The sequence below is a fragment of the Pseudomonas sp. GW823-FHT04A03 genome, assembly GCF_058796615.1.
Genome location: NZ_JBXAIV010000002.1, coordinates 152,295 through 173,736, shown reverse-complemented (window position 1 = coordinate 173,736; position 21,442 = coordinate 152,295). Strand labels below are relative to the sequence as shown.

General features: G+C 62.0%; 22 protein-coding genes. 14 read left to right on the top strand and 8 right to left on the bottom strand.

Annotated elements, in window-relative coordinates; translation table 11 throughout:
* Positions 1 to 70: 70 nt before the first annotated feature.
* The 4 genes from AC1Q9F_RS06700 to AC1Q9F_RS06685 all read left to right on the top strand — a co-directional run bounded on the left by AC1Q9F_RS06700 (position 71) and on the right by AC1Q9F_RS06685 (position 3,414).
* Positions 71 to 679 carry a LemA family protein gene (locus AC1Q9F_RS06700; RefSeq protein ID WP_007957897.1) on the top strand — a complete coding sequence of 203 codons (609 nt, stop codon included), beginning with the start codon at positions 71 to 73 and terminating at the stop codon, positions 677 to 679.
* A gap of 13 nt (positions 680 to 692) precedes the next feature.
* On the top strand, positions 693 to 1,445 hold the full coding sequence (locus tag AC1Q9F_RS06695) for a TPM domain-containing protein (RefSeq protein WP_492619709.1): 753 nt from the start codon (positions 693 to 695) through the stop codon (positions 1,443 to 1,445).
* Positions 1,446 to 1,473: 28 nt separating this feature from the next.
* Positions 1,474 to 2,091 (top strand): TPM domain-containing protein, encoded by a 618-nt coding sequence (locus AC1Q9F_RS06690; RefSeq protein WP_492619710.1) that lies wholly within the window; start codon positions 1,474 to 1,476, stop codon positions 2,089 to 2,091.
* Between the two features lie 90 nt (positions 2,092 to 2,181).
* Positions 2,182 to 3,414 (top strand): class I SAM-dependent methyltransferase, encoded by a 1,233-nt coding sequence (locus tag AC1Q9F_RS06685; RefSeq protein ID WP_207985273.1) that lies wholly within the window; start codon positions 2,182 to 2,184, stop codon positions 3,412 to 3,414.
* Here the strand turns inward: AC1Q9F_RS06685 and AC1Q9F_RS06680 are convergent.
* The gene (locus AC1Q9F_RS06680; RefSeq protein WP_221535289.1) at positions 3,404 to 4,318 is read right to left on the bottom strand and encodes a DMT family transporter; all 915 of its coding nucleotides are present in this window, start codon (positions 4,316 to 4,318) and stop codon (positions 3,404 to 3,406) included. The genes AC1Q9F_RS06685 and AC1Q9F_RS06680 overlap by 11 nt on opposite strands.
* Positions 4,319 to 4,487: 169 nt before the next feature.
* Between AC1Q9F_RS06680 and AC1Q9F_RS06675 the strand changes: the two genes are divergently transcribed.
* Positions 4,488 to 5,069 carry a DJ-1/PfpI family protein gene (locus AC1Q9F_RS06675; protein WP_492619711.1) on the top strand — a complete coding sequence of 194 codons (582 nt, stop codon included), beginning with the start codon at positions 4,488 to 4,490 and terminating at the stop codon, positions 5,067 to 5,069.
* A 48-nt stretch (positions 5,070 to 5,117) separates the two neighbouring features.
* Here the strand turns inward: AC1Q9F_RS06675 and AC1Q9F_RS06670 are convergent, their stop codons facing one another.
* The 3 genes from AC1Q9F_RS06670 to AC1Q9F_RS06660 all read right to left on the bottom strand — a co-directional run bounded on the left by AC1Q9F_RS06670 (position 5,118) and on the right by AC1Q9F_RS06660 (position 9,291).
* Positions 5,118 to 7,676 carry a TonB-dependent receptor gene (locus tag AC1Q9F_RS06670; RefSeq protein ID WP_492619712.1) on the bottom strand — a complete coding sequence of 853 codons (2,559 nt, stop codon included), beginning with the start codon at positions 7,674 to 7,676 and terminating at the stop codon, positions 5,118 to 5,120.
* Between the two features lie 122 nt (positions 7,677 to 7,798).
* On the bottom strand, positions 7,799 to 8,758 hold the full coding sequence (locus AC1Q9F_RS06665; RefSeq protein WP_492619713.1) for a FecR family protein: 960 nt from the start codon (positions 8,756 to 8,758) through the stop codon (positions 7,799 to 7,801).
* Positions 8,755 to 9,291 carry an RNA polymerase sigma factor gene (locus AC1Q9F_RS06660; RefSeq protein WP_207985278.1) on the bottom strand — a complete coding sequence of 179 codons (537 nt, stop codon included), beginning with the start codon at positions 9,289 to 9,291 and terminating at the stop codon, positions 8,755 to 8,757. The genes AC1Q9F_RS06665 and AC1Q9F_RS06660 overlap by 4 nt, the downstream gene beginning before the upstream one ends.
* Positions 9,292 to 9,448: 157 nt before the next feature.
* On the opposite strand from AC1Q9F_RS06660, the gene AC1Q9F_RS06655 reads away from it, so the two are divergent.
* Entirely contained in the window at positions 9,449 to 9,793 is a 345-nt protein-coding gene (locus AC1Q9F_RS06655) for a YegP family protein (RefSeq protein WP_207985279.1), read from the top strand.
* A gap of 73 nt (positions 9,794 to 9,866) precedes the next feature.
* Here the strand turns inward: AC1Q9F_RS06655 and AC1Q9F_RS06650 are convergent, their stop codons facing one another.
* Both AC1Q9F_RS06650 and AC1Q9F_RS06645 read right to left on the bottom strand, forming a co-directional pair.
* On the bottom strand, positions 9,867 to 10,748 hold the full coding sequence (locus AC1Q9F_RS06650) for a dihydrodipicolinate synthase family protein (RefSeq protein ID WP_207985280.1): 882 nt from the start codon (positions 10,746 to 10,748) through the stop codon (positions 9,867 to 9,869).
* A 26-nt stretch (positions 10,749 to 10,774) separates the two neighbouring features.
* Positions 10,775 to 11,557: an aldolase gene (locus AC1Q9F_RS06645; RefSeq protein WP_007957912.1), complete on the bottom strand. Its 783-nt coding sequence runs from the start codon at positions 11,555 to 11,557 to the stop codon at positions 10,775 to 10,777.
* Between the two features lie 108 nt (positions 11,558 to 11,665).
* On the opposite strand from AC1Q9F_RS06645, the gene AC1Q9F_RS06640 reads away from it, so the two are divergent.
* Entirely contained in the window at positions 11,666 to 12,208 is a 543-nt protein-coding gene (locus AC1Q9F_RS06640; protein ID WP_007957913.1) for a helix-turn-helix domain-containing protein, read from the top strand.
* On the opposite strand, the gene AC1Q9F_RS06635 is transcribed toward AC1Q9F_RS06640, so the two are convergent.
* Positions 12,209 to 13,228: a DUF4917 family protein gene (locus AC1Q9F_RS06635; RefSeq protein ID WP_492619714.1), complete on the bottom strand. Its 1,020-nt coding sequence runs from the start codon at positions 13,226 to 13,228 to the stop codon at positions 12,209 to 12,211.
* Positions 13,229 to 13,382: 154 nt separating this feature from the next.
* On the opposite strand from AC1Q9F_RS06635, the gene yiaY reads away from it, so the two are divergent.
* From yiaY to AC1Q9F_RS06610, 5 genes are all read left to right on the top strand, one after another.
* The gene (yiaY, locus tag AC1Q9F_RS06630; RefSeq protein WP_492619715.1) at positions 13,383 to 14,531 is read left to right on the top strand and encodes an L-threonine dehydrogenase; all 1,149 of its coding nucleotides are present in this window, start codon (positions 13,383 to 13,385) and stop codon (positions 14,529 to 14,531) included.
* Between the two features lie 68 nt (positions 14,532 to 14,599).
* A complete protein-coding gene (locus tag AC1Q9F_RS06625) occupies positions 14,600 to 15,508 on the top strand; it encodes a LysR family transcriptional regulator (protein ID WP_207985283.1) in 909 nt (302 codons plus the stop codon).
* Between the two features lie 103 nt (positions 15,509 to 15,611).
* Positions 15,612 to 16,805: a CaiB/BaiF CoA transferase family protein gene (locus tag AC1Q9F_RS06620; protein WP_492619716.1), complete on the top strand. Its 1,194-nt coding sequence runs from the start codon at positions 15,612 to 15,614 to the stop codon at positions 16,803 to 16,805.
* Entirely contained in the window at positions 16,802 to 17,728 is a 927-nt protein-coding gene (locus AC1Q9F_RS06615) for a hydroxymethylglutaryl-CoA lyase (RefSeq protein WP_492619717.1), read from the top strand. Before AC1Q9F_RS06620 ends, AC1Q9F_RS06615 begins: the two co-directional genes overlap by 4 nt.
* Positions 17,729 to 17,809: 81 nt before the next feature.
* Entirely contained in the window at positions 17,810 to 19,141 is a 1,332-nt protein-coding gene (locus AC1Q9F_RS06610; protein WP_207985285.1) for an MFS transporter, read from the top strand.
* Between the two features lie 34 nt (positions 19,142 to 19,175).
* Here AC1Q9F_RS06610 and AC1Q9F_RS06605 read toward each other — a convergent pair whose 3' ends face one another.
* Entirely contained in the window at positions 19,176 to 19,664 is a 489-nt protein-coding gene (locus AC1Q9F_RS06605; protein ID WP_207985286.1) for a DMT family transporter, read from the bottom strand.
* 78 nt (positions 19,665 to 19,742) lie between these two features.
* On the opposite strand from AC1Q9F_RS06605, the gene AC1Q9F_RS06600 reads away from it, so the two are divergent.
* Together AC1Q9F_RS06600 and AC1Q9F_RS06595 are read left to right on the top strand one after the other, a co-directional pair.
* A complete protein-coding gene (locus tag AC1Q9F_RS06600) occupies positions 19,743 to 20,654 on the top strand; it encodes a LysR family transcriptional regulator (protein WP_207985287.1) in 912 nt (303 codons plus the stop codon).
* Between the two features lie 20 nt (positions 20,655 to 20,674).
* Positions 20,675 to 21,412, top strand: coding sequence for a PA3715 family protein (locus AC1Q9F_RS06595; RefSeq protein ID WP_207985288.1), 738 nt, complete (start codon positions 20,675 to 20,677; stop codon positions 21,410 to 21,412).
* Positions 21,413 to 21,442: the final 30 nt, after the last annotated feature.

The following is a 21,442-nucleotide window of genomic DNA, read 5'->3' as shown; positions in this document are numbered from 1 at the left end:
TGCCCCAACCGCCGGCTGAGAATGTTTCGCGATTCATTATTCATGAAATGTGCAAGGGAGCACCCGTCCGATGAATGTCAGTCCTGTCTACCGCTCGCGTTTGCAGGTCGCCACCCTGCTGGTGCTGGCCACGTTGTTGACTGCCTGTGGCATCAACAACATCCCGACCCTCGACGAACAGGCCAAGGCCGCCTGGGGCCAGGTGCAGAACCAGTACCAACGGCGCGCCGACCTGATCCCCAATCTGGTGGAAACCGTGAAAGGTTACGCCAAGCACGAGGAAGAAACCCTGACCGCCGTGATCGAGGCCCGGGCCAAGGCGACGTCGATCCAGGTCGATGCCAGCACCCTCGACAACCCGGAAAAACTCAAGCAATTCCAGCAGGCCCAGGATCAACTGACCGGCGCCTTGAGCCGCTTGATGGTGGTCTCCGAGCGTTATCCGGACCTGAAGGCCAACCAGAACTTCCTCGCCCTGCAATCGCAACTCGAGGGCACGGAAAACCGCATCGCCGTGGCCCGACGGGATTTCATTCTGGCAGTGCAGAAGTACAACACCGAGATCCGCACCTTTCCCGGTCGCCTGTGGCACAGCGTGATGTACAGCGATCTGCCGATCCGCGAGACCTTCGAAGCCACCAGCCCCGGCGCGGACAAGGCCCCGGAAGTGAAGTTCTGAGCCGGGGATGCCCATGCGTGTGTTGAAGATGGGCCTGGTGCTGATGTTGTGGCTGTTCGCCGTCAGCGCCCGGGCCGAGTTGACCTTCCCGGCGCTGACCGGACGGGTGGTGGACGACGCGCAGATGGTCGAGCCGTCGGTGCGTGCGCAACTGAGCCAGCAGTTGCAGGCCCACGAACAGGCGACCGGCGAGCAGTTGGTGGTCGTGACCTTGCCGAATCTGCAAGGCTCTACCATTGAGGACTACGGCGTCGAACTCGGCCGGCACTGGGGCATCGGCCAGAAGGACAAGAACAACGGCGCCCTGTTGATCGTCGCCCGGGACGAGCGCAAATTGCGCATCGAAGTCGGCTACGGGCTGGAGGATCGCCTCACCGATGCCCAGAGTTCGGTGATCATCCATCAGGTGATCACGCCGTCGTTCAAGGCCGGAAATTTCAGCAAGGGCATCAGCGACGGTGTGGCGGCGATGCTGGTGGTGCTGGGCGGTAATCCACTGGACGAACCGTCCACCGTGTACGAATCGGCCGGCGATCCGTCTGATGATTTCGTCTCGCGGCACCCGGCGTTGTTCGTATTTCTGGTGATGTTGTTCATCCTGACTGTTTTTGTCTGCCAGATGCTCGGTATCCTTCCCGCCGGCCGGGGCGGCTCCGGAGGAGGGGGCGGCTTTGGCGGCGGAGGTTTTGGCGGCGGCGGTGGAGGCGGGGGCTTCAGCGGCGGCGGTGGCAGTTTCGGCGGGGGCGGGTCCTCCGGCGGCTGGTGATAACAATAATGAGCAGGCACTTCACGACATGGCATTACTGACTGAACACGAACAACGCAAGGTCGCCGAGGCCATCGCCCGGGTCGAGCGCGACACCGACGCCGAACTGGTGACGGTGCTCGCGGCCCGCGCCGACGACTACGCGTACATCCCGCTGCTGTGGGCCAGCCTGCTGGCGCTGGTCGTGCCGGGGATCGTGCATTACCTGACGGGCTGGCTGACGATGCACAGCCTGTTGCTGGTGCAGTGGGTCAGTTTTGTCGTGCTGTGCCTGGTGTTTCGCCTGCCCAGGGTCACCACTCATCTGATTCCGCGTCACGTCCGGCACTGGCGCGCCTCGAACCTGGCGCGGCGGCAGTTTCTCGAACAGAACCTGCATCACACGGTGGGCAGCACCGGCATGTTGATTTTTGTCTGCGAAGCAGAGCGGTACGTGGAGATCCTGGTGGATGAAGGGATCTCCAGAAAACTGGATAACAAGAGCTGGGATTCGATTGTTGCGGCGTTTACCGAGCAGGTAAGGCAGGGGCAGACGTTGCAGGGGTTTGTCACTTGTATCGAGGCGTGCGGGGAGTTGCTCAAGGTGCATGTGCCGGTGACGCAGGTGAGGAATGAGTTGCCGAATCGGTTGGTGGTGTTGGGATAAGCCGTTCGGGAAATTAGCCGTGCCCTCGAACGCCATCCCCCCTAAACTAGCGGCCATTCCCGATTTGCCCGTCCGAGGCCGCTTTTTCCCATGTCCGTTACCGCTCCTTCCGCATCCGCCAAACCGGCGCCCGATCACCACGCACGGTTCATCGAGCTGCTGCAAACCAGCCTCGAACAGAACGGCTTCATCAAACTGGTGCTGGCCAAGTACGTCGGCGAAGAAGCGGACTTGCAGCGGATCATTATCAAACCGGTAACGGTCAAGGCGCAGCCGTGCCTGTCGTTCGTCTATCGCTACAAGACCCGCGACATCACCAAGAACCTGCCGCTGGACGAAGCGGTCACGACGATTGCCGGATTGCTGCCGGCGGCGTTCAAAAATGCGCATTTGCTGGCGCTGACCGACGAAGCCCAGCTCGAATACAGCAAAAAGGGCAAGAGTTCGCTGTTCATGAGCAAACCCCAGCAATTGCGCGAAGTGCCATCCGCCGAGCATAACCGCGAGAAAAACCGCTTCCTCGATCTGAACCGGCCGTTCCTCAAGGACCTGGGCGTGACCAACGTCCAGCACGAGCTGATCCCGGCGATGTCGCGCAAGTGGAAGCAGATCAACAAGTTCATCGAAGTGTTCAGCCACGCGCTGACCTCTTCGCCGCTGGCCCTGGACAAACCGGTTCGGGTGGCGGATTTCGGTTCGGGCAAGGGTTACCTGACGTTCGCCATTCATGACTATCTGCGCAACACCCTCAAGGCCGAAGGCGAAGTCACCGGCGTCGAGCTGCGTGAAGAGATGGTCAATCTGTGCAACACCGCCGCCGCGAAGCTGGAACACCCGGGGCTGGTGTTCAAATGTGGTGATGTGCGCAGCGTGGCGCCGAGCGAGCTGGACGTGATGATCGCCCTGCATGCCTGCGACATCGCCACCGACTACGCGATCCACACCGGCATCCGCTCCGGCGCATCGATCATCATGTGCTCGCCGTGCTGCCACAAACAGATCCGCTTGCAGATCCAGAGCCCGGCGCTGCTCAAGCCGATGCTGCAATACGGTTTGCACCTGGGCCAGCAGGCGGAAATGGTCACCGACAGCCTGCGTGCGCTGTTCCTCGAAGCCTGCGGTTACGAGACCAAGGTGTTCGAGTTCATCTCCCTGGACCACACCAACAAGAACAAGATGATCCTCGCCGTGAAGCGCGCCGAGCCGGTGGACCCGACTCAGCTGCTGGTGAAGATTCAGGAATTGAAGGCGTTCTACCAGATCAGCGAGCACTGCCTCGAAACCCTGCTGCTCGCTGACGGCCTGCTGAAGCTCAAGGCTTGAGCTGAACCCCGGCCGGTAACGTGCCCGGTTGAGCCGGGCGCACCGCGGTCTTGCGCCCGAGCATCACCGTCGCGATCACCCCGCAGGCGAACAGCCAGGTGATCGGCTCCACGTGTTCCCCAAAGAACAGCGCGGAAAACGCGATGGTGAAGAAGATCTGCAACAACTGGATCTGACTGACTCGGGCAATGCCACCCATGGCCAGCCCGGCGTACCAGGCGAAGAAGCCCAGAAACTGCGAAAACAGCGCGACGTAACCAAACGCCCACCAGGTTTTCGCCGACACCGCGCCTTGATGCTGAAACGCCAGATACAGCACCGGGCCGATCAGCAGCGGCGTCGACAACACCAGCGCCCAGCAGATCACTTGCCAGCCGCCCATCTCCCGGGCCAGCCGCCCGCCCTCGGCGTAACCCAGACCGCCTACCGCAATCGCACCCAGCATCAACAAATCCCCGGCCTGAATGCTGCCGGCACCGGTGTACAACGCATAACCCAGCACCAGCGCACTGCCCAACGCGGCGCAGGCCCAGAAGGCTTTCGACGGACGCTCATGGGACAACCACGCGGCGTACAGCGCTACGCACAGCGGCTGCAAACCGTTGACCAGCGCACCGTGGGACGCCGGCAAGGTCTGCATGGCCCACGCCGACAGCACCGGGAAACCGAGAATCACCCCGGCGATCACCAGGCTCAGGCCTTTGACTTGCTTCCAGGTCGGCCACTTTTCCCGTCGCCACAACAGCAGCGCCGCTGCCGGAATCGCCGCGAACAACGCACGGCCCAGGCCGTTGAGCAGCGGGTGCAGTTCCTGCACCACGATGCGAGTGAAGGGCAGGGTAAGGCTGAAAATCACCACGCCGAGCAGGCCGAGGGCCATGCCGGTGTTTTCGCGCGAAGACATGAGGGCAACCAGATTTGAAGGTGACAGGAAGGTGCCTTCATCTAGCCACAAACCACGGCAGTCGGGCTGTTACAGCTGAGCGCAGAGTTATCCATACAGTTTGCGAACGCCATCGCGGTCCTTGGGCTACTGTGAATATTCCTGCGCATTCACCAGAGGAGTCCTGTCCATGGCCGCGAAAAAAATTCTGATGCTGGTCGGCGATTACGTCGAAGACTACGAAGTGATGGTGCCGTTCCAGGCCCTGCAAATGGTCGGTCACACCGTGCATGCCGTGTGCCCGGATAAAGCTGCCGGCAAGACCGTGCGCACCGCGATCCATGACTTTGAAGGCGACCAGACCTACAGCGAAAAACCCGGTCACCAGTTCGCCCTGAACTTCGATTTTTCCAAGGTCGATGCCAAGGATTACGACGCACTGCTGGTGCCCGGCGGCCGTGCGCCGGAATACCTGCGGCTGAACGAAAAAGTGCTGGAACTGGTGCGAGCTTTCGACAAGGCCGGCAAGCCGATTGCCGCTGTCTGTCACGGCGCGCAACTGCTGGCGGCGGCGGGGATTCTCGAAGGTCGCGAGTGCAGCGCGTATCCGGCCTGCGCCCCGGAAGTGCGGCTGGCCGGTGGCACCTACATTGATATTCCGGTGACCGAGGGTCACGTCCAGGGCAATCTGGCCACCGCCCCGGCCTGGCCGGCGCATCCGAAATGGCTGGCCGGTTTCCTCGGGTTGCTCGGAACCAAAATCACCCTGTGAGCGTGAGGCCCATCGCGAGCGTGTTCGCGATGGGCAAGCCCGGACGGATCAGAAGAACCGTGTCACGCTGACCTTGGCATTGCGTCCCTGACTGTAAGCCCGATCACCGCTCAGCGCCGGGCGATAATCCTCGTTGAACAGGTTGTCGACGGTGAGGTTGACCTCGGTGCCCTTGAGGTACGGCTGCTGCGGTTTCCATTTGGCGAACAGACCCTGCACGTTGTAGCGGTCGTTGGCGTACTGGTCGTAGAACACGTCACCCAGGGTGTTTTTGCTCGAGCCGTACTTGTCGCTCGGCAGGCGATCGGTCTGGCGCACGAACTCCCCTTGCCAGCCGACCTGGGCATCCCAGCTCGGAATCTTCACGCCGAGCACGGCAATCCATTTGCTCGGTGGAACGTCCCGCACCCAGACGTCCGGTCCCCATGGATTGGTGTAGGCACCTTCGTGCTTGCCGGTCATCCATGAGTAGGAAAGGGAACCGAACAGGTACGTCGAGTCATAGAAGCTTTCGACTTCAAAGCCCTTGATGGTCAGCCCGCCGATGTTGCGGTAGTTGCCCATGGGGCCGGAACCCTTGCAGTCCGAGGCGATGCTGCCGCCCTTGATTGCCTGGTTTTCGCAGCCGATGCCGGTGGCCTTGAAGATCTCGTCGTCGATCTTGTTGCGGAACAGCGTGGTGCGGACCTGCACATTGTCGCGGTCGGTGAATACGTTGGCGAAGTTGCTGATGTTGCCGGCACGCCAACCGGTGATGCGTTCCGGGTCGAGGTCGACACTGGTGGCGGTGCGGCTGCCCAGACCCTGAACTTCATACTGCTCGTCGATGACCGGCGCACGCCAGGTCTTGCTGTAGTCGACGAAGAAGCCGACGTCCGGCGTCATTCGCCAGAACGCCGACAGGCGCGGCGACCAACCGGTGTAAGTGCGGTCGCTGTAGTCGTGGCCGAAGCTCGGGTCCGGGTTGTCGTAGTAAGGCGCGTCGTTGGCTTCGCCGCGATTGCGCACATGGTCGTAGCGCAAGGACGGGGTCAGTGTGAAGTCGCCCAGCGTGATCGCGTCTTGCAGATAAACGCTGTTGGTGTCGACCTTGCCCTGGGGCATGAAGCTCGGCTGGAAGTAGCCGTAGTTGTACTTCGGCACCTCGTAGGTCTTGCCCGGCATCCACATTTCGGTGTCGCGGCTGTGCTTGCGGATCTGCACGCCGCCGGTGACTGCGTGAGACAGCACGCCGGTTTCGAACAGGCTGATGTTGCTCACCTCGACGATGCGGTCCTTGTAGGCGGTGTCCATCTTGCGTCCGCCGGTGGACGTCTGGAAGAACGCCGTGGCATCGCGCTCGTCGGTCTGATCGGTGTTGGACTCGGAATAGCTCAGCTTGAAATCGATCAGGCGATTGTCCAGCGGCTGGTACTGATATTTGGCCGACCACGTGGTGTCGGTGGTTTCACGGTTGGCGAGGAAACGCTTGAGGGCGTTTTCATAGCCGTATTGCTTGATGTTGGCCCGGGTCGGCGGGGTCGGATAACTGGCCGACGAGAACGGCGCCCAGCGTTCGCTTTGCGAACGCGAGTACGACAGGCCGACACTGTGTTCGTCGTTCAGGTGCAGGTTGAACTTGAGCAGTTGGCCATCCAGATCCAGCGCACTGTTAGGCAGGCGCCGAGGGTTGATCGGGTACTGATTGTCCGGATCGGGCGGGGTGCCGGCCAGCTTCATGTCGCCGCCATCACGCTTGGTCAGGTACACCAGCGCATCGGCGCGACCGTCGTCGGTGCGACCGAACACGGCACCGGTGTAGGTTTGCTGATGGTCGTTGCTGGCGTAACCGTACTTGACCATCGCACCGCTGTTGCGACCTTCCTGCAGCAGGTCCGGGGCGTCCTTGGTTTCCATATGCACGGTGCCCCCGAAACCGCCGTTGCCAGTGAGCATCGAGTGCGGACCTTTTTCCACTTCAATGCGTTTGATCAGCTCCGGCTCGATGAAAATCGTGCCTTGCTGGTAGCGCTCGAAACCGCTTTTGGTGGCGCCGTCGACGGTCAACGGCACGTCTTCGGCATCGCCCAGGCCCCAGATGTTGATGGTCTGGCCACCGGGTTTCATCGAACCGCCCATGCTCACGCCGGGCAGGGTCGCCAGCAGGCTGGGAATGTTGTTTGGCTGGTGGCGGTCGATGTCGGCCTGGGTCAGGGTCGAGCGGCCGACAGTGCTGGAGTCGACTTCGGTGCCGCTGCCGATCACGCTCAGGGTGTCGAGCTGGATGCCGTCACCGCTGCTGGTGACCGGCTCTTCCGGGCGCACGACGTAGGTCTGGTTGACCTTGATCAGACCGAACTGACTGTTGTCGAGCAACTTGCGAATCGCCGCTTCCGCGCTGTATTCACCGTCGAGGGCCGGGGCCTTGAGATTGCGCAGTTGCGCCTCATCGAACAGCAACTGGATCTTCGCCTGTTGGGCGACCTGACTCAGCGACGTTGCCAAGGGTTGCGCCGGCAAATGCAGGCTCAGGTCAGCGGCATGGGCTTGTACGCTGAACGCAAGGCAAGTGGCGAGCAGGGTCGGTCGAAGGCAAGTGAGCGGGTACGGCGAAAACACGCGAAACATGGAATCCCCCAGGGCGGCGAAAAGGCCAGAAAGGCCTGCGGATGGAACGCAGACCGGAGGAAGACGCGGCAGGTAAAAAAAACCTCACATGCGAATGCAAAATATTCTCATGTGAGGTTTTGTCAGCGGCTTTCGAGGCGAATGCCACCGTCGGCCAGCGCTACGGTTTTTACCGGAACCAGAGCGGGCAGGGCGTTGATCAGGGCGTCCGGATCGTCGACGTCGAGATTGCCGGAGACCTTGATCTGCCCCAGTTTTGCGTTGGCCAGCACGACGGGATGCGGGCGATAGAGGTTCAACTCGTCCACCAGACTGGCCAGTTCGCGGTTGCGAAAGGACAGATGCCCGGTGCGCCAGTCGGCGACCTGGCTGGCTGCAAGACTTTGCTGCTGCAGGGTGCCGCTGGCCAGGTCGACCGCAGCTTGTTGCCGGGCGTCGAGCAGCATTGGCGCGCGGTTGTCCGGTGTGAACGCGACCTGGCCGTGGGCGACGCTGACCACCAGTTGGCGGTCGCTGCGCCGCACGTCAAAACCGGTGCCGACCACGCGAATCGTGGCGTCGCCGGTCTGCACCCATAGCGGCCGTTCCTTGTCCGGTGCGACGTCTATGTAGAACTGCCCGCGATCGAGGGTGAGCCGGCGCTGGTGGCTGTCGAAGTCGACACGCAGTTGCGTGTTGGCATTGACCGACAACGTGCTGCCGTCGGGCAATTCGAAGATGCGCTGGCCTTTGGCCTGGGCAGCAATCTGCTGTCGATAGACCTCATGGGGTGTGCCCAGAGAGGTCGCCAACACGGCTACGACCAGCGCGGCGGCCACTGCCAGTACCGGCCGCCAGCGGCTGCTGGGGCGACGTATCGGTAGCGGCGTTGGCCGGTTCATTTGCTGCAGCTCACTAAGGTCGGCCCACAATATTTCAAACGAACGATAGGCGCTGGCATGCGCCGGCTCGTGCAGCCATTGTTCGAATGCCTGGCGCGCTGCGGGCTGCTGATCCTGACGATTGCGGGTAAACCAGGCGGCGGCTTGGGCGTCGATGCTGTCGTCGGGCAGTTCCCCGGTGAAGTCGTGAGAAGTGTTCATTCTGGCTGCTCCTTGCCGTTTTCGTGATCCAGACGTTGCTTGCAATGCAGCAGTGCGAAGGCGATGTGTTTTTCCACCATGCTCAGCGAAATCCCCATGCGCTCGGCTATCTGCGCCTGACTCAGGCCTTCGAAGCGGTGCAGCAAAAGTGCCTCGCGTCGACGTGGCGAGAGTTCGCCCAGCACGGCTTTGAGTTGCTCCAGCCGTTGCTGGCGTTGCGCGGCCGCCATCGGATCGTGATGCTCATCGGCCAGTAGTTCGGCATCGTTGTCTTGAGTGGGCTGCACGATGTGCCGCACCTTCTGCCGGCGCCAGTGATCACGCAGCAGGTTGCGCGCCATCTGAAACAGAAACGCCCGCGGTTGCTCGACCTTGCCCCGGTCGCGATAGTCGAGCCATTGGGTGAACACATCCTGGGTCATGTCCGCCGCGTCACTGGGATTGTCCGTGCGTTTGCGCAGGTAATGCAGGATGTCCCCGTAAAACCGGCGAAACGAATCGGCCGACAGAGGATCGGGCGTGAGGCGGGGCATGAATATCCTTCTCGACGAAGCGGGGGCGCAGAAAGTCGCGGATGATATGAGAATGATTGTCATTTGTCATGTTGGCGATTCAATCGTGTCGCAAAACAGTGGCTAAACCGTCGAAACGGTCTTTACTTGCGGGGATTCAATCGACAGGAGCTGCGACATGTCCGGATGGTACGAGTTGAGCAAAAGCAGCAACGGCCAGTACAGGTTCGTGCTGAAAGCGGCGAATGCCGAAACCATTCTGACCAGCGAGCTGTACACCAGCCGCACGGCCGCCGAAAACGGCATTGCCTCGGTGCAGACCAACAGCCCGCTGGATGAACGCTACGAGAAAAAATCGACGAAGGACGGCCATCCCTACTTCAACCTCAAGGCGGCCAATCACCAGATCATCGGCAGCAGCGAATCCTATTCATCCGACGCGGCGTGTGCCAAAGGCATCGCCAGCGTCAAGGCCAACGGGCCGTCCAAGGTGATCAAGGACAAGACCCTGCCGGTGCTTTGAGTCCACCTTCAACACAAAACCCCGTGGGGCCGGCAGTGCGCCGATCCCACGGGGTTTTTACCGTGCCTGAAGATCAGCGCAGGGTTTTGAGAATGGCCTGCAACTGATTACGCCCGGCCTCGCTCAGCGGGAACACCGGCAAACGCGGATCGCCGACTTCCAGATCGGTCAGCCGCAGACCGGCCTTGATCGTCGCCGGCAACCCGCCCTTGAGGATGAAGTCCAGCAGCGGCAACTGGCGGTAGAACAGCTCACGCGCCTTGCCGAGATCCCCCGCCAGTGTGGCTTCGTACAAATCCAGGTTGAGCTGCGGAATCAGGTTCGGCGCTGCCGTGCACCAGCCTTTCGCACCGGCGGCGAAGGCCTCCAGCGCCAGCGGGTTGCAGCCGTTGTAGAACGGCACCCGGCCCTCGCCGAGCAGTTGCAGCTTGTGCATGCGCTGGATGTCGCCGGTGCTCTCCTTGACCATGGTCACGTTTTCCACGCCGTTGACGATGCGCAGGATAAGCTCCACCGACATGTCGGTGCCGCTGGTGGCCGGGTTGTTGTAGAGCATGATCGGCACGCCGATGCTGTCGCCGATGGCGCGGTAGTGGGCGAGGATTTCCGCCTCGGTCAGCTTCCAGTAGGACGTCGGCAGCACCATCACCACGTCGGCTCCATGGGCCTCGGCGAAACGGGCGCGGCGTACCGCTTTGGCGGTGGTCAGGTCGGACACGCTGACCACGGTCGGCACGCGTTTGGCGACGTGCTTGATGCTGAACTCGGCGACCTGGTCCCACTCCGCATCGCTCAGATAAGCGCCTTCGCCGGTGCTGCCCAGTGGCGCGATGGCGTGCACGCCGCCGGCGATCAGACGGTCGATGGAGCGGCCGAGGGCCGGCAGGTCAACGCCTTCGCCATTGGCGCCGAACGGGGTGATGGTGTAGCCGATGATGCCGTGAATATTGGACATGAGAGTGCTCCGCAAGGATGAGGTGTTCAGTTCAGGCAATCGGCGTGCTGACGCAGGTTCTGCCGGGCGTAGTAGTTGAAGGCGGCAGCATGGCGTTTCGGTTTCGATACCCAGTCATGGGCCTCGCGACCCAGCTCGGGAATGATCGGCTTGATCGTCCCGGCGGCCATCGCCAGCAGCTGCAGCTTGGCGGCGCGCTCGATCAGTTGCGCGATGACACAGGCTTCCTCGATGGTCGTCCCGGTCGACAGCTGCCCGTGGTGGGAAAGCAGGATCGCCCGTTTGTCGCCCAACGCCCCGGCAATCAATTCGCCTTCTTCGTTGCCCACCGGCACACCCGGCCAGCCTTCGAGGAACGCGCAATCGTCGTACAGCGGGCACAGGTCCATGTGGGAAATCTGCAGCGGCACTTCCAGCATCGACAGCGCGGCAATGTGCGTCGGGTGAGTGTGGATGATGCAGTTCACGTCCGGCCGGGCGCGGTACACCCAACTGTGGAAACGGTTGGCCGGGTTGGCCATGCCGTGGCCTTCGAGCACTTCCAGGTCTTCGTTGACCAGCAGCAGATTGCTCGCGGTGATTTCATCGAAACCCAGCCCCAGTTGCTGAGTGTAGTAAGTGCCCGGTTGCGGGCCACGGGCGGTGATCTGTCCGGCGAGGCCCGAATCGTGGCCATTTTCGAAGAGGATCCGGCAGGTCAGGGCCAGCTTTTGCCGGTCTGTCCAAGTATTATCCGCCAGGCTTTTTTGCATCTGGGTCAGCGCTTGCTTGACCAGTTCGTCTTTGGGTAGTGCTAATGTCTTCGCCATATCCGTGTCCTGTGGTGGTTGCCATGGATGACACTTAAGAGGCTATATGACACTTTGTGTCATTGGCAAGGACAAATCGTCTTTCCTTTGCTGGATTAATCGCTTCGCATGTCTATCCGTTTGAAATTATTGAGAAAAAAACTTGGCGTAACCCTTGAGGCGCTGGCCGAGAAATCCGGCATGACCAAGAGTTATCTGTCGAAAGTCGAGCGCGGGTTGAATACGCCGTCGATTGCCGCCGCGCTGAAACTGGCCAAGGCGCTGAACGTGAAAGTCGAGGAGCTGTTCTCCGAGGACAACGTCAGCCTCGACAGCTACAGCCTGGTGCGCAGCCACGAACGCCAGTCGCTGGCGGCCAACGACCACAGCCCCGGCTACGCGGTGCTGGCCCATCAGGTCAGCGAGCGCAGCCTGCTGCCGTTCATCATTTACCCGCCGAGCGAATTCACCGACAAAACCTTCAAGGAACACTTGGGCGAGGAGTTTCTGTTCGTCCACGAGGGCCAGGTCGAAGTGGACTTCGTGAACGAACGGGTGCTGCTGGAGCGGGGCGATGCGTTGCACTTCAATGCGCAGAAACCCCATCGCATCCGTTCAGTGGGCGAGGTGCAGGCGCAGTTGCTGGTGGTGGTGCACAGCAGCGAGGAATGATCAGACCTCGACCGGCACCGACAGCTTCGGATTGCCCAGCGCATGGCTCTTGGAATCAAAGAACCGCAACTCGACACCCGTGCCCTCGAACACTTTTGCGTAGTGCCGCTTCTGGTGCTGGATGAACGCCGCGCTGCGCGGGTAGATCGAGATCGCCACGGTCTTCGGCTTCGCCAGACGCAGGGCGCGCACGAGGTGGCTGTCCTGTTCGCCCAGGGCATGTCCGAAGATGCACAGGTTGTCGCCGTGACCGAGTAACTGGTCGTAGCAGAACGACAGGTAATCGGAACTGCGGATGGTCTTGAGCTTGTCGGCGCTCGGCCCTTCGTTGACGAACAGCGGCACGTCGTCGAGCGTCTTGATCGTGTTGTTGATCGCGAAACTGCCGAGCAGCGTGCCCTCGGTAGCGGTCAGTTTGCGAGCGGTGCCGTCCTGATTGCGCACCAGATGCAGACCGCCGTGCAGGTACAGCAGACGCGGTTTTTCCGTGCTGCTTTCGCACAGATCGAAACTGGCGTCGGGGCCGTTGAACAGGTCGTCGATCGCTTCGCCCTGATGTTGCAGCGCCCAGTAATTGAGCAGGTCGTAATTGGTGGTGAACACCGTGCGATAACGCGCCAGTTCACTGTTCAGGGTCGCCAGGGTCGAGGCTTCGATCAGCCGCCACGGGATGTGTACCGCGTGCACGGTGTTGATCAGCGCTTCCTTGATCGCATAGTAGCGGTTGCGCGGTGCGGCCGAGCTGACGGCCAGTGCCTTGTTGACCCGACTGGTGGTTTTCAGCGCGCCGAGCACCTGCTCGAAACTGCGCGTCTGCATCGCGTCGAACACGCTCAGTTCCGACGGGCTCAGGGGCTTTTCTTCCACCGTGCGGGCGTTTTCGAACAGCGAGTCGTAGCCGAAATCGTCCCACACCGCGCGACTGGCGCCGTTTCCCAGCAGCAGACCGCTGAAGTCGCTGGTGGCGCGCAACGCGTTCCAGTCTTCGAGTGTGGCGTCGACATCCAGAAAATCGGTCATTGCAGGGCACGTCTCAAAACAAAGGGCAGATGGGCGGCGACTTTATCACGAGCGGGCATTGAGCCAGATCAACATCGGCCGTGACCGATCGGTCGATCCTGTGTGTATCCGCCGGATCGCAGGAGTCGATTCGGCCCCAGTCAGGAGACGCGCCATGAGCAGCACCTTTTTCATTCCAGCAGTCAACATCATGGGCAGCGGCTGCCTCGACGACGCCATGAACGCGATCCGCAACTACGGTTTTCGCAAGGCGCTGATCGTCACCGACGCCGGTCTGGCCAAGGCCGGCGTGGCAACGATGATTGCCGAGAAACTGGCGATGCAGGACATCGATTCGGTGATCTTCGACGGCGCCAAACCCAACCCGAGCATCGCCAACGTCGAGGCAGGGCTGGCGCTGCTCAAGGACAGTCGCTGTGATTTTGTGGTGTCCCTCGGCGGCGGCTCGCCCCACGACTGCGCCAAGGGCATCGCGTTGTGCGCCACCAACGGCGGGCAGATCCGCGACTACGAAGGCGTCGATCAATCGGCCAAGCCGCAACTGCCGGTGATCGCCATCAACACCACCGCCGGCACGGCCAGCGAGATGACCCGTTTCTGCATCATCACCGACGAAACCCGCCACGTGAAAATGGCCATCGTCGACCGCAACGTCACGCCGCTGCTGTCGGTCAACGACCCGGCGCTGATGGTCGCCATGCCAAAAAGTCTGACCGCCGCCACCGGCATGGACGCACTGACCCACGCGATCGAAGCCTACGTTTCCACCGCCGCCAACCCGATCACCGACGCCTGCGCACTGAAGGCCATGACCCTGATCAGCAACAACCTGCGTCTGGCCGTGCGCGACGGCAGCGACCTGGCCGCGCGGGAAAATATGGCGTATGCGCAGTTCCTCGCGGGCATGGCGTTCAACAATGCGTCCCTTGGTTACGTGCACGCGATGGCGCACCAGTTGGGCGGTTTCTACGATCTGCCTCACGGCGTGTGCAACGCGGTGTTGTTGCCGCATGTGCAGACGTTCAACGCGCTGGTCCGTGCCGATCGCCTGACCGATGTGGCCCACGCCATGGGGGCCGATATTCGCGGTTTCAGTCCGGAGGAGGGCGCAAAAGCCGCGATTGATGCGATCCGTTGTTTGGCTAGAGACGTGGAGATTCCCGGTGGCTTGCGTGATCTGGGCGCCAAGTGCACCGACATTCCGGTGCTCGCCGCCAACGCCCTGAAAGACGCCTGCGGCTTTACCAATCCGCGCGCCGCGGATCAGCGGCAGATCGAGGAGATTTTCCGCAGCGCGTTCTGAGTCGGGCGCGAGGCGGGCGAACAACGCTATGCTGCGTGTTCGTCCGCGCTGCCATCGCCGAGTCCTGCATGCTGCAAAAAAGCCTGATCCGCCGCCTCGACCTGATCACCCTGCAACTGTTCGTCGCCGTCCACGAGGAGGGCACGCTGACCCGTGCCGCGTCCCGCGAGGCGATTGCCGTGTCAGCGGCGAGCAAGCGCTTGATGGAGCTGGAGGAAGCGCTGGGCATCAGCCTGTTCGTGCGTCAGGCCAAGGGCATGACCCTGACACCGGCCGGCGAAACCCTGTTGCACCACGCCCGGCAGATGTTGTTCAACGTCGAGAAAATGGGCCTTGAACTGGGCGAGCACAGCCACGGTGTGCGTGGCTATGTGCGGATGCTGGCGAACCTGTCGGCAATCATTCAGTTTCTCCCCGAAGACCTGCGCGATTTCGCCGCGCAACACCCGCAGGTCAAGACCGACCTTGAGGAACGGCCCAGCGCCGGCGTGGTTCAGGGCGTGCTCGATGGCGTGGCGGATCTGGGCATCTGCTCCAGCGACAGCGACATCAAAGGCCTGCACAGCGTGCGCTATCGTCGGGACAAACTGGTGGTGGTGATGCTGCCCGAACATCCGTTGGCCGCACGTGAATCCGTGGCGTTCAGTGAAACCCTCGACAGCGATTACGTCGGCCTGCATGCCGCCAGTTCGATCAACATGCGCACCCACGCCGCCGCGCGGCAGGCCGGCAAGGTGCTGCGCATCCGCATTCATGTACCGGGATTCGACGCGGTGTGCAGGATGGTGCAGGCCAACATGGGCATTGGCATCCTGCCGCAGCGGGCCTATGAACTGTTCGGGCGGGCGCTGGGGCTGCAAGCGGTGCCGCTGACCGATGGCTGGTCGGATCGCGACTTGATCGTGGTAGTGCGTGACGAGACCGGGCTGTCGCCGGTGAGCCGTATCCTGTTCGAGCACTTGCGCGCAGGCAACTGAGCGTTCGCGTTTGGCGAACGCCCGTTGCCGAGTGACGGCTGGATTGCAGCAATGACGTTCCTCTAGCCTTGGCTGCAATTCCAAGAACAAGAGGTACCCCGCGATGACTGCCCCCTTGAGTGCGATCAAAGTGATCGAAATCGGCACCCTGATCGCCGCGCCGTTTGCCGCGCGCATGCTTGCCGAATTCGGCGCCGAAGTGATCAAGATCGAAGCCATGGGTCAGGGCGACCCGCTGCGCAAATGGCGCAAGTTGCACGAAGGGACGTCGCTGTGGTGGTACCTGCAATCGCGCAACAAGAAATCCCTGGCGCTCAATCTGAAGTCCGTCGAAGGCATCGAGCTGGTCAAGCAACTGGCGCGCGATGCCGACGTGATTATCGAAAACCTGCGCCCCGGCGCCCTCGAAAAACTCGGCCTGGGCTGGGACGTGCTGCACGCGCTGAACCCCAACCTGACGCTGGTGCGCATTTCCGGCTACGGCCAGACCGGCCCCTACCGCGACCGTCCCGGTTTCGGCGCGATCGGCGAGGCCATGGGCGGCATTCGCTACACCACCGGCACCCCCGGTTCGCCACCGGCGCGGGTCGGTGTCAGCCTTGGCGATTCGCTGGCTTCGCTGCACGCGGTGATCGGCGCGCTGATGTCGCTGCTGCGGGTCAAGACCGGGCAGGGCGGCGGGCAGATAGTCGATGTGTCGCTGGCCGAAAGCGTGTTCAACGTCATGGAAAGCCTGGTGCCGGAATACGACATGCTCGGCCATGTCCGCGAACGCAGCGGCGGCGCGTTGCCGGGCATCGCACCCTCCAACACCTACCTCACGGCTGACGGCGCCTACGTGGTGATCGCCGGCAACAGCGACCCGATCTACAAGCGCCTGATGCAGGTGATCGGTCGGGATGATCTGGCGGAAGCCGAAGAATTCGACCACAACGACGGTCGCGCCGCGAAGAGCGGTCTGCTCGACGCCGCCATCACTCACTGGACCAGCAGCCTGCCGATCAATGACGTATTGGCGGCGCTGGAAGCCGCCGAAGTGCCGGCCGGCCGCATCTACTCGGTGGCCGACATCGTTGCCGATCCGCACTATCAGGCCCGGGACATGTTGCTCGACGCCGAACTGCCCGGCGGGGCGACCGTGAAGATGCCGGGCATCGTGCCCAAGCTTTCGGAAACCCCCGGCGGAGTGAACTGGTCGGGGCCCGGCCTCGGTCAGCACACCGACGGCATCCTCGCCGGTCTCGGCCTGACCGCCTCGGACATCGAACGCCTGAAAAGCCAGGGGGTGGTGCAATGATCAGCGATTACTCGCAGAGCCTGATCGTCCAGGAAGTCTCGCCCCGGGACGGCCTGCAAATCGAACCGACCTGGGTCGAGACCGAAGACAAGATCGCCCTGATCGATCAACTGTCACAGGCAGGATTCAGCCGCATCGAGGCCGGCTCTTTCGTCTCGCCGAAAGCGATCCCGGCCCTGCGCGATGGCGAGCAGGTGTTCAAGGGTATCCAGCGTCAGCCGGGAGTGATTTACGTCGCGCTGATTCCCAACCTCAAGGGCGCGCAACGGGCACTGGAGGCCGGCGCCGATGAACTGAACCTGGTGATGTCCGCCAGCCAGACCCACAACCTGGCGAACATGCGCATGCGTTGCGAAGCCTCGCTGGCAGCGTTCGGCGAGATCGTGAGCTTCGCCAGCGGCTCGGGCGTGCGGCTCAACGGCAGCATCGCGACGACCTTCGGTTGCCCGTTTGAGGGCACGGTCGACGAAGACCGCGTGCTGCAAATCGTCGAGGCCTATCAAGAGCTGGGCATTCAGGGCATCACCCTGGCCGACACCACCGGCATGGCCAATCCGCGACAGGTCGATCGACTGGTGCGACGGGTATTGCAGCGGGTTTCGGCGGCGGACCTGACCCTGCATTTCCACAACACCCGAGGCCTGGGATTGTGCAATGTGCTGGTGGCTTACGAAGCAGGTGCCCGGCGTTTCGACGCGGCGTTGGGCGGGCTCGGCGGCTGTCCGTTTGCGCCCGGCGCATCGGGCAACATCTGCACCGAAGATCTGGTGAACCTCTGCGATGAAGTCGGTATTCACACCGGCATCGACCTGCCGCTGTTGCTGAAACTGTCCCGTGGTTTGCCCGCACTGCTGGGCCACGAAGTGCCGGGGCAACTGGCCAAGGCCGGACGCAATTGCGACCTGCACCCGATCCCCACCTGATGTCACACGCTCACTGACTCACCCGAACCAGACAACAAAAACAATCGGACGCCTACCGGCAGTCCGCCTGGAGACAACGCTATGAGCCTCAATGTAATGGAGGCGGGCGCGAGCCCGTCCGTCGATCACGACGCCGAAAAAGCCCTGGTCAGCAAGGTCGCCTGGCGTCTGATGCCGTTGATCATGGTCTGCTACCTGTTCGCCTTCTTCGACCGCATCAACATCAGCTTCGCCAAGTTCCAGTTGCAGACCGATCTGAGCCTGAGCGACACCGCCTACGGTCTCGGCGCCGGGCTGTTCGTGGTCGGTTACGTGCTGTTCGAAGTGCCGAGCAACATGATGCTGTACAAGGTCGGCGCGCGGCGCTGGATCGCCCGGATCATGATGTCCTGGGGCGTGGCGACGGCGCTGATGGTGTTCGTCAACAGCGAATGGCAGTTCTACGTGCTTCGCTTTGTGATCGGTGCAATGGAGGCCGGTTTCGCCCCCGGCGTGCTGTATTACCTGACGTTGTGGTTCCCGCAGCACTTCCGTGGCCGCATCACTTCGATGCTGTTCCTGGCCTCGGCGTTTGCCGGGCTGGTCGGCGCGCCGTTCTCCGGACTGGTGCTGGAGCACCTCGACGGCGTGCTGCAAATGCGCGGCTGGCACTGGTTGTTCCTGCTCGGCGGTGTGCCGTGCATCGGCCTGGGTTTTCTGGTGCTGACCTTGCTCAAGGACCGCATCGAGGACGCGCACTGGCTGACCCCGGAAGAGAAGAAACTGTTGGCCAGCCGCATCGCCCATCACGAACCGCACAAGAGTGGCGGCTCGTTGCTGGCGGCGCTGAAGATTCCGGGTTTCCTGACGCTGGGGCTGATCTACTTCCTGATCCAGGTGGCGTCCTACGGCCTGAATTTCTGGGCTCCGCAGCTGATCCGCAGTGCCGGTACCGAAAGTCCGGTGATGATCGGTCTGCTGACCTCGATCCCGTACATCTGTGGCGCAATCAGCATGGTGGTGATCGGTCGTTTGTCCGATGCCACGGGTGAGCGGCGCAAGTTTGTCGCGGGGCTGGTGATCGTCGGCGCCATCGGCTTCTTCAGTGCGGGGATTTTTGCCAGCCACACCACATTCCTGATCGTCGCCCTTGGATTGCTGGGCGCCGGGATCATCGCGTCGATTCCGAGCTTCTGGACTTTGCCACCGAAGCTGCTGGCCGGCGCGGGGGCAGGTGCGGCGGGCGGGATTGCGGTGATCAATACACTGGGGCAGTTCGGCGGCATCGTCAGCCCGGTGATGGTCGGCCGGATCAAGGACCTGACCGGCAGCACCACGCCGGCGCTGTATGTCATCGGCGTGGCGGCGCTGATCGCGGCAGCGTTGCTGCTGTGGGGCCTGCCGCAGAAATTGCGCACGCTGGACAAGTACTGAGGCTTCGGGCTGATCGTTCCGATAACGCGAACGATCAGCTCGCCGGTGCCATTGACCTGGCAGCCGAGTCACCAAACTGAATCAGCACCACTCCCGCCATCAACAACACCGCGCCGAACAGGCGCGGCAACGTCAGATGCTTTTCCACCAGCCCGAACAGGCCGAAATGATCCAGCACGATTGACGTGATCATTTGCCCGGCCAAAGCCAGCGCCAGAAATCCCGAAGCCCCCAGCTTCGGCAGCAACACCACCGCCAGTGCGACGAAGCACACCCCGAACGCGCCGCCGGTCCACATCCACAACGGCAGTTTGCTGGCGAGGGCCAGCGACGGTAACGGCAGGCGCAGGGCGACAATCACCGGCAACAGCACCAGCACGCTCACCATCAGCGAGGTCAGCGTCGCCCACAGCGGATGCCCCAACCCCCGTGCCAGATTGATGTTGATCGCACTCTGAAACGGCACCACCGCCCCGGCGAATACCGCCAACAGCAGCAATCCGACCCACTGCATCGTTCCCATGATCGTTCTCCGGCAAGGTTTTTCTGGACTCTAGGGTATTCGTCGCGCAGATTTAAATTCTGTTTTGGTATTCGGAACATGCATCGAATGAATGATCTGCGCCGCATCGACCTCAACCTGCTGGTGATCCTCGACGCCTTGCTAAGCGAGCAACACGTGACCCGCGCCGCCGAGCGTCTGCACCTGAGTCAACCGGCGGTCAGCCATGCGTTGGCGCGTCTGCGCGACTTGCTTGGTGATCCGCTGCTGGTGCGGGCCGGTTCGGGGTTGGTGCCCACCGCGCGGGCGCTGGAGCTGGCGGCGCCGCTGGCGGAAACCCTGGCTCAGGTGCAATCACTGCTGGCGCCGAACACCTTCGACCCGGCCAGCGCCCGTCGGACCTTTCGCCTCGCGATGTCGGACTACGGCGCGGCGATCATCCTGCCCGGGCTGATTCGCACCTTGCGCGCGGAAGCGCCGGGCATCGACCTGCAAATCAGCCATGCCAGTCGCGAAGGCATGGTCGAAGGCCTGCTCAACGGCGACATCGACCTCGCCGCCGGCGTACTCCCCGAATTGCCCGGTGAACTGCGCAGCACGCCGCTGTTCGAGGAACGCTACGTCTGCCTCCTGGATCGCCAGAGCCTTCCCGCCGGAGGTGTTCTCGACCTGCCAACCTACCTCTCCCGTCCCCATGTCTTGCTGGAAATGCGCGGCAGCGGCACTCCGGAAATCGAACGCACCCTGACCGCCCTGCGCGAACGCCGTCGCGTCGCCATCAGCCTGCCGCACTGGAGCGTTGCGCCACGCTTCATCAGCGGCACGGATCTGATCCTGACCGTCGCTTCGCGGGCGTTGAATGAGGTGGATGACGAATCGCTGGTCGTCGTGCCGCCACCGTTTGAAATTGCGCCGTTCACGTTTGTATCGGCGTGGCACAAGCGGCGGGGTGGGGATCAGGCGTTGAACTGGTTGAATCGGCGGATTGAGCAGGGGATAGTGCGCGGCTGAAAAACATCAAGGAGCGGGGCGTGACAGTGAAGTCTGGGGTTGTTGGGTGGGTGGCGCTGTGTGGGGCGTTGATCGCGGGGCAGGTGTTGGCTGATTGTGTGCCTGCGCCGGTGACGGGGGAGCAGGATTTCTCTGTGTGCAAGGAGTGGCCCGCTTATCCGGGGTTGAACATCAGCGCGAACGCGAAATTTGAACGCAGCTCCGTGCCGGGTGCCACCGACACGAGCGGCACCTATGATTTCAATTTATCTGTCTTGAAAAGCGACCAAACGGAACCGGTTGCCACTTATCACCAGGCCTCCGCTTTCTTTTCGGGTGGGGTGGCATTGCGAGATCTCTCGCTCGATACCGCGCGCTACAAACTAACCCCTGAGGTACGGGCGTTTGGCGTTCGCGTGCAATTCACCAATTCCTCTCGCCTCAACCCGCTTGAGGAAACGCACCTCTCTCTGTATGTGAGAGAGGGCGAAAAGTTGCGTCCAGTGCTCAGTCAATTAGTGGTTTATGAGTACGGCGGTGAATGGGACGGTGATTGCGCCGGCGAGCGATATGAGACGACCAGAACGGTAGAAATCGCCAAGACCAGCTCCCATGGTTATGCCGATCTGATCATCAAAACCAAGACGACAGGGACGACCAATGTCGTCGAAGGCGATACTTGTGAAGACAAAATCAGTGTCAGCAGTCCTGAACTGACAACCCTTCGCTACGACGGAAAATCCTACGTCTTGCCTAAAGGTTTCAAAGCCATCGAGTGATACAGAGCCAACGCGACTTATTTCAAGGAA

What these genes read in the sequence shown, in the direction of transcription:
- AC1Q9F_RS06700 (WP_007957897.1), top strand. Translation starts at nt 71, where the DNA reads ATGAATGTCAGTCCTGTCTACCGCTCGCGTTTGCAGGTCGCCACCCTG.
- AC1Q9F_RS06695 (WP_492619709.1), top strand. Translation starts at nt 693, where the DNA reads ATGCGTGTGTTGAAGATGGGCCTGGTGCTGATGTTGTGGCTGTTCGCC.
- AC1Q9F_RS06690 (WP_492619710.1), top strand. Translation starts at nt 1,474, where the DNA reads ATGGCATTACTGACTGAACACGAACAACGCAAGGTCGCCGAGGCCATC.
- AC1Q9F_RS06685 (WP_207985273.1), top strand. Translation starts at nt 2,182, where the DNA reads ATGTCCGTTACCGCTCCTTCCGCATCCGCCAAACCGGCGCCCGATCAC.
- AC1Q9F_RS06680 (WP_221535289.1), bottom strand. Translation starts at nt 4,318, where the DNA reads ATGTCTTCGCGCGAAAACACCGGCATGGCCCTCGGCCTGCTCGGCGTG.
- AC1Q9F_RS06675 (WP_492619711.1), top strand. Translation starts at nt 4,488, where the DNA reads ATGGCCGCGAAAAAAATTCTGATGCTGGTCGGCGATTACGTCGAAGAC.
- AC1Q9F_RS06670 (WP_492619712.1), bottom strand. Translation starts at nt 7,676, where the DNA reads ATGTTTCGCGTGTTTTCGCCGTACCCGCTCACTTGCCTTCGACCGACC.
- AC1Q9F_RS06665 (WP_492619713.1), bottom strand. Translation starts at nt 8,758, where the DNA reads ATGAACACTTCTCACGACTTCACCGGGGAACTGCCCGACGACAGCATC.
- AC1Q9F_RS06660 (WP_207985278.1), bottom strand. Translation starts at nt 9,291, where the DNA reads ATGCCCCGCCTCACGCCCGATCCTCTGTCGGCCGATTCGTTTCGCCGG.
- AC1Q9F_RS06655 (WP_207985279.1), top strand. Translation starts at nt 9,449, where the DNA reads ATGTCCGGATGGTACGAGTTGAGCAAAAGCAGCAACGGCCAGTACAGG.
- AC1Q9F_RS06650 (WP_207985280.1), bottom strand. Translation starts at nt 10,748, where the DNA reads ATGTCCAATATTCACGGCATCATCGGCTACACCATCACCCCGTTCGGC.
- AC1Q9F_RS06645 (WP_007957912.1), bottom strand. Translation starts at nt 11,557, where the DNA reads ATGGCGAAGACATTAGCACTACCCAAAGACGAACTGGTCAAGCAAGCG.
- AC1Q9F_RS06640 (WP_007957913.1), top strand. Translation starts at nt 11,666, where the DNA reads ATGTCTATCCGTTTGAAATTATTGAGAAAAAAACTTGGCGTAACCCTT.
- AC1Q9F_RS06635 (WP_492619714.1), bottom strand. Translation starts at nt 13,228, where the DNA reads ATGACCGATTTTCTGGATGTCGACGCCACACTCGAAGACTGGAACGCG.
- yiaY (WP_492619715.1), top strand. Translation starts at nt 13,383, where the DNA reads ATGAGCAGCACCTTTTTCATTCCAGCAGTCAACATCATGGGCAGCGGC.
- AC1Q9F_RS06625 (WP_207985283.1), top strand. Translation starts at nt 14,600, where the DNA reads ATGCTGCAAAAAAGCCTGATCCGCCGCCTCGACCTGATCACCCTGCAA.
- AC1Q9F_RS06620 (WP_492619716.1), top strand. Translation starts at nt 15,612, where the DNA reads ATGACTGCCCCCTTGAGTGCGATCAAAGTGATCGAAATCGGCACCCTG.
- AC1Q9F_RS06615 (WP_492619717.1), top strand. Translation starts at nt 16,802, where the DNA reads ATGATCAGCGATTACTCGCAGAGCCTGATCGTCCAGGAAGTCTCGCCC.
- AC1Q9F_RS06610 (WP_207985285.1), top strand. Translation starts at nt 17,810, where the DNA reads ATGAGCCTCAATGTAATGGAGGCGGGCGCGAGCCCGTCCGTCGATCAC.
- AC1Q9F_RS06605 (WP_207985286.1), bottom strand. Translation starts at nt 19,664, where the DNA reads ATGGGAACGATGCAGTGGGTCGGATTGCTGCTGTTGGCGGTATTCGCC.
- AC1Q9F_RS06600 (WP_207985287.1), top strand. Translation starts at nt 19,743, where the DNA reads ATGCATCGAATGAATGATCTGCGCCGCATCGACCTCAACCTGCTGGTG.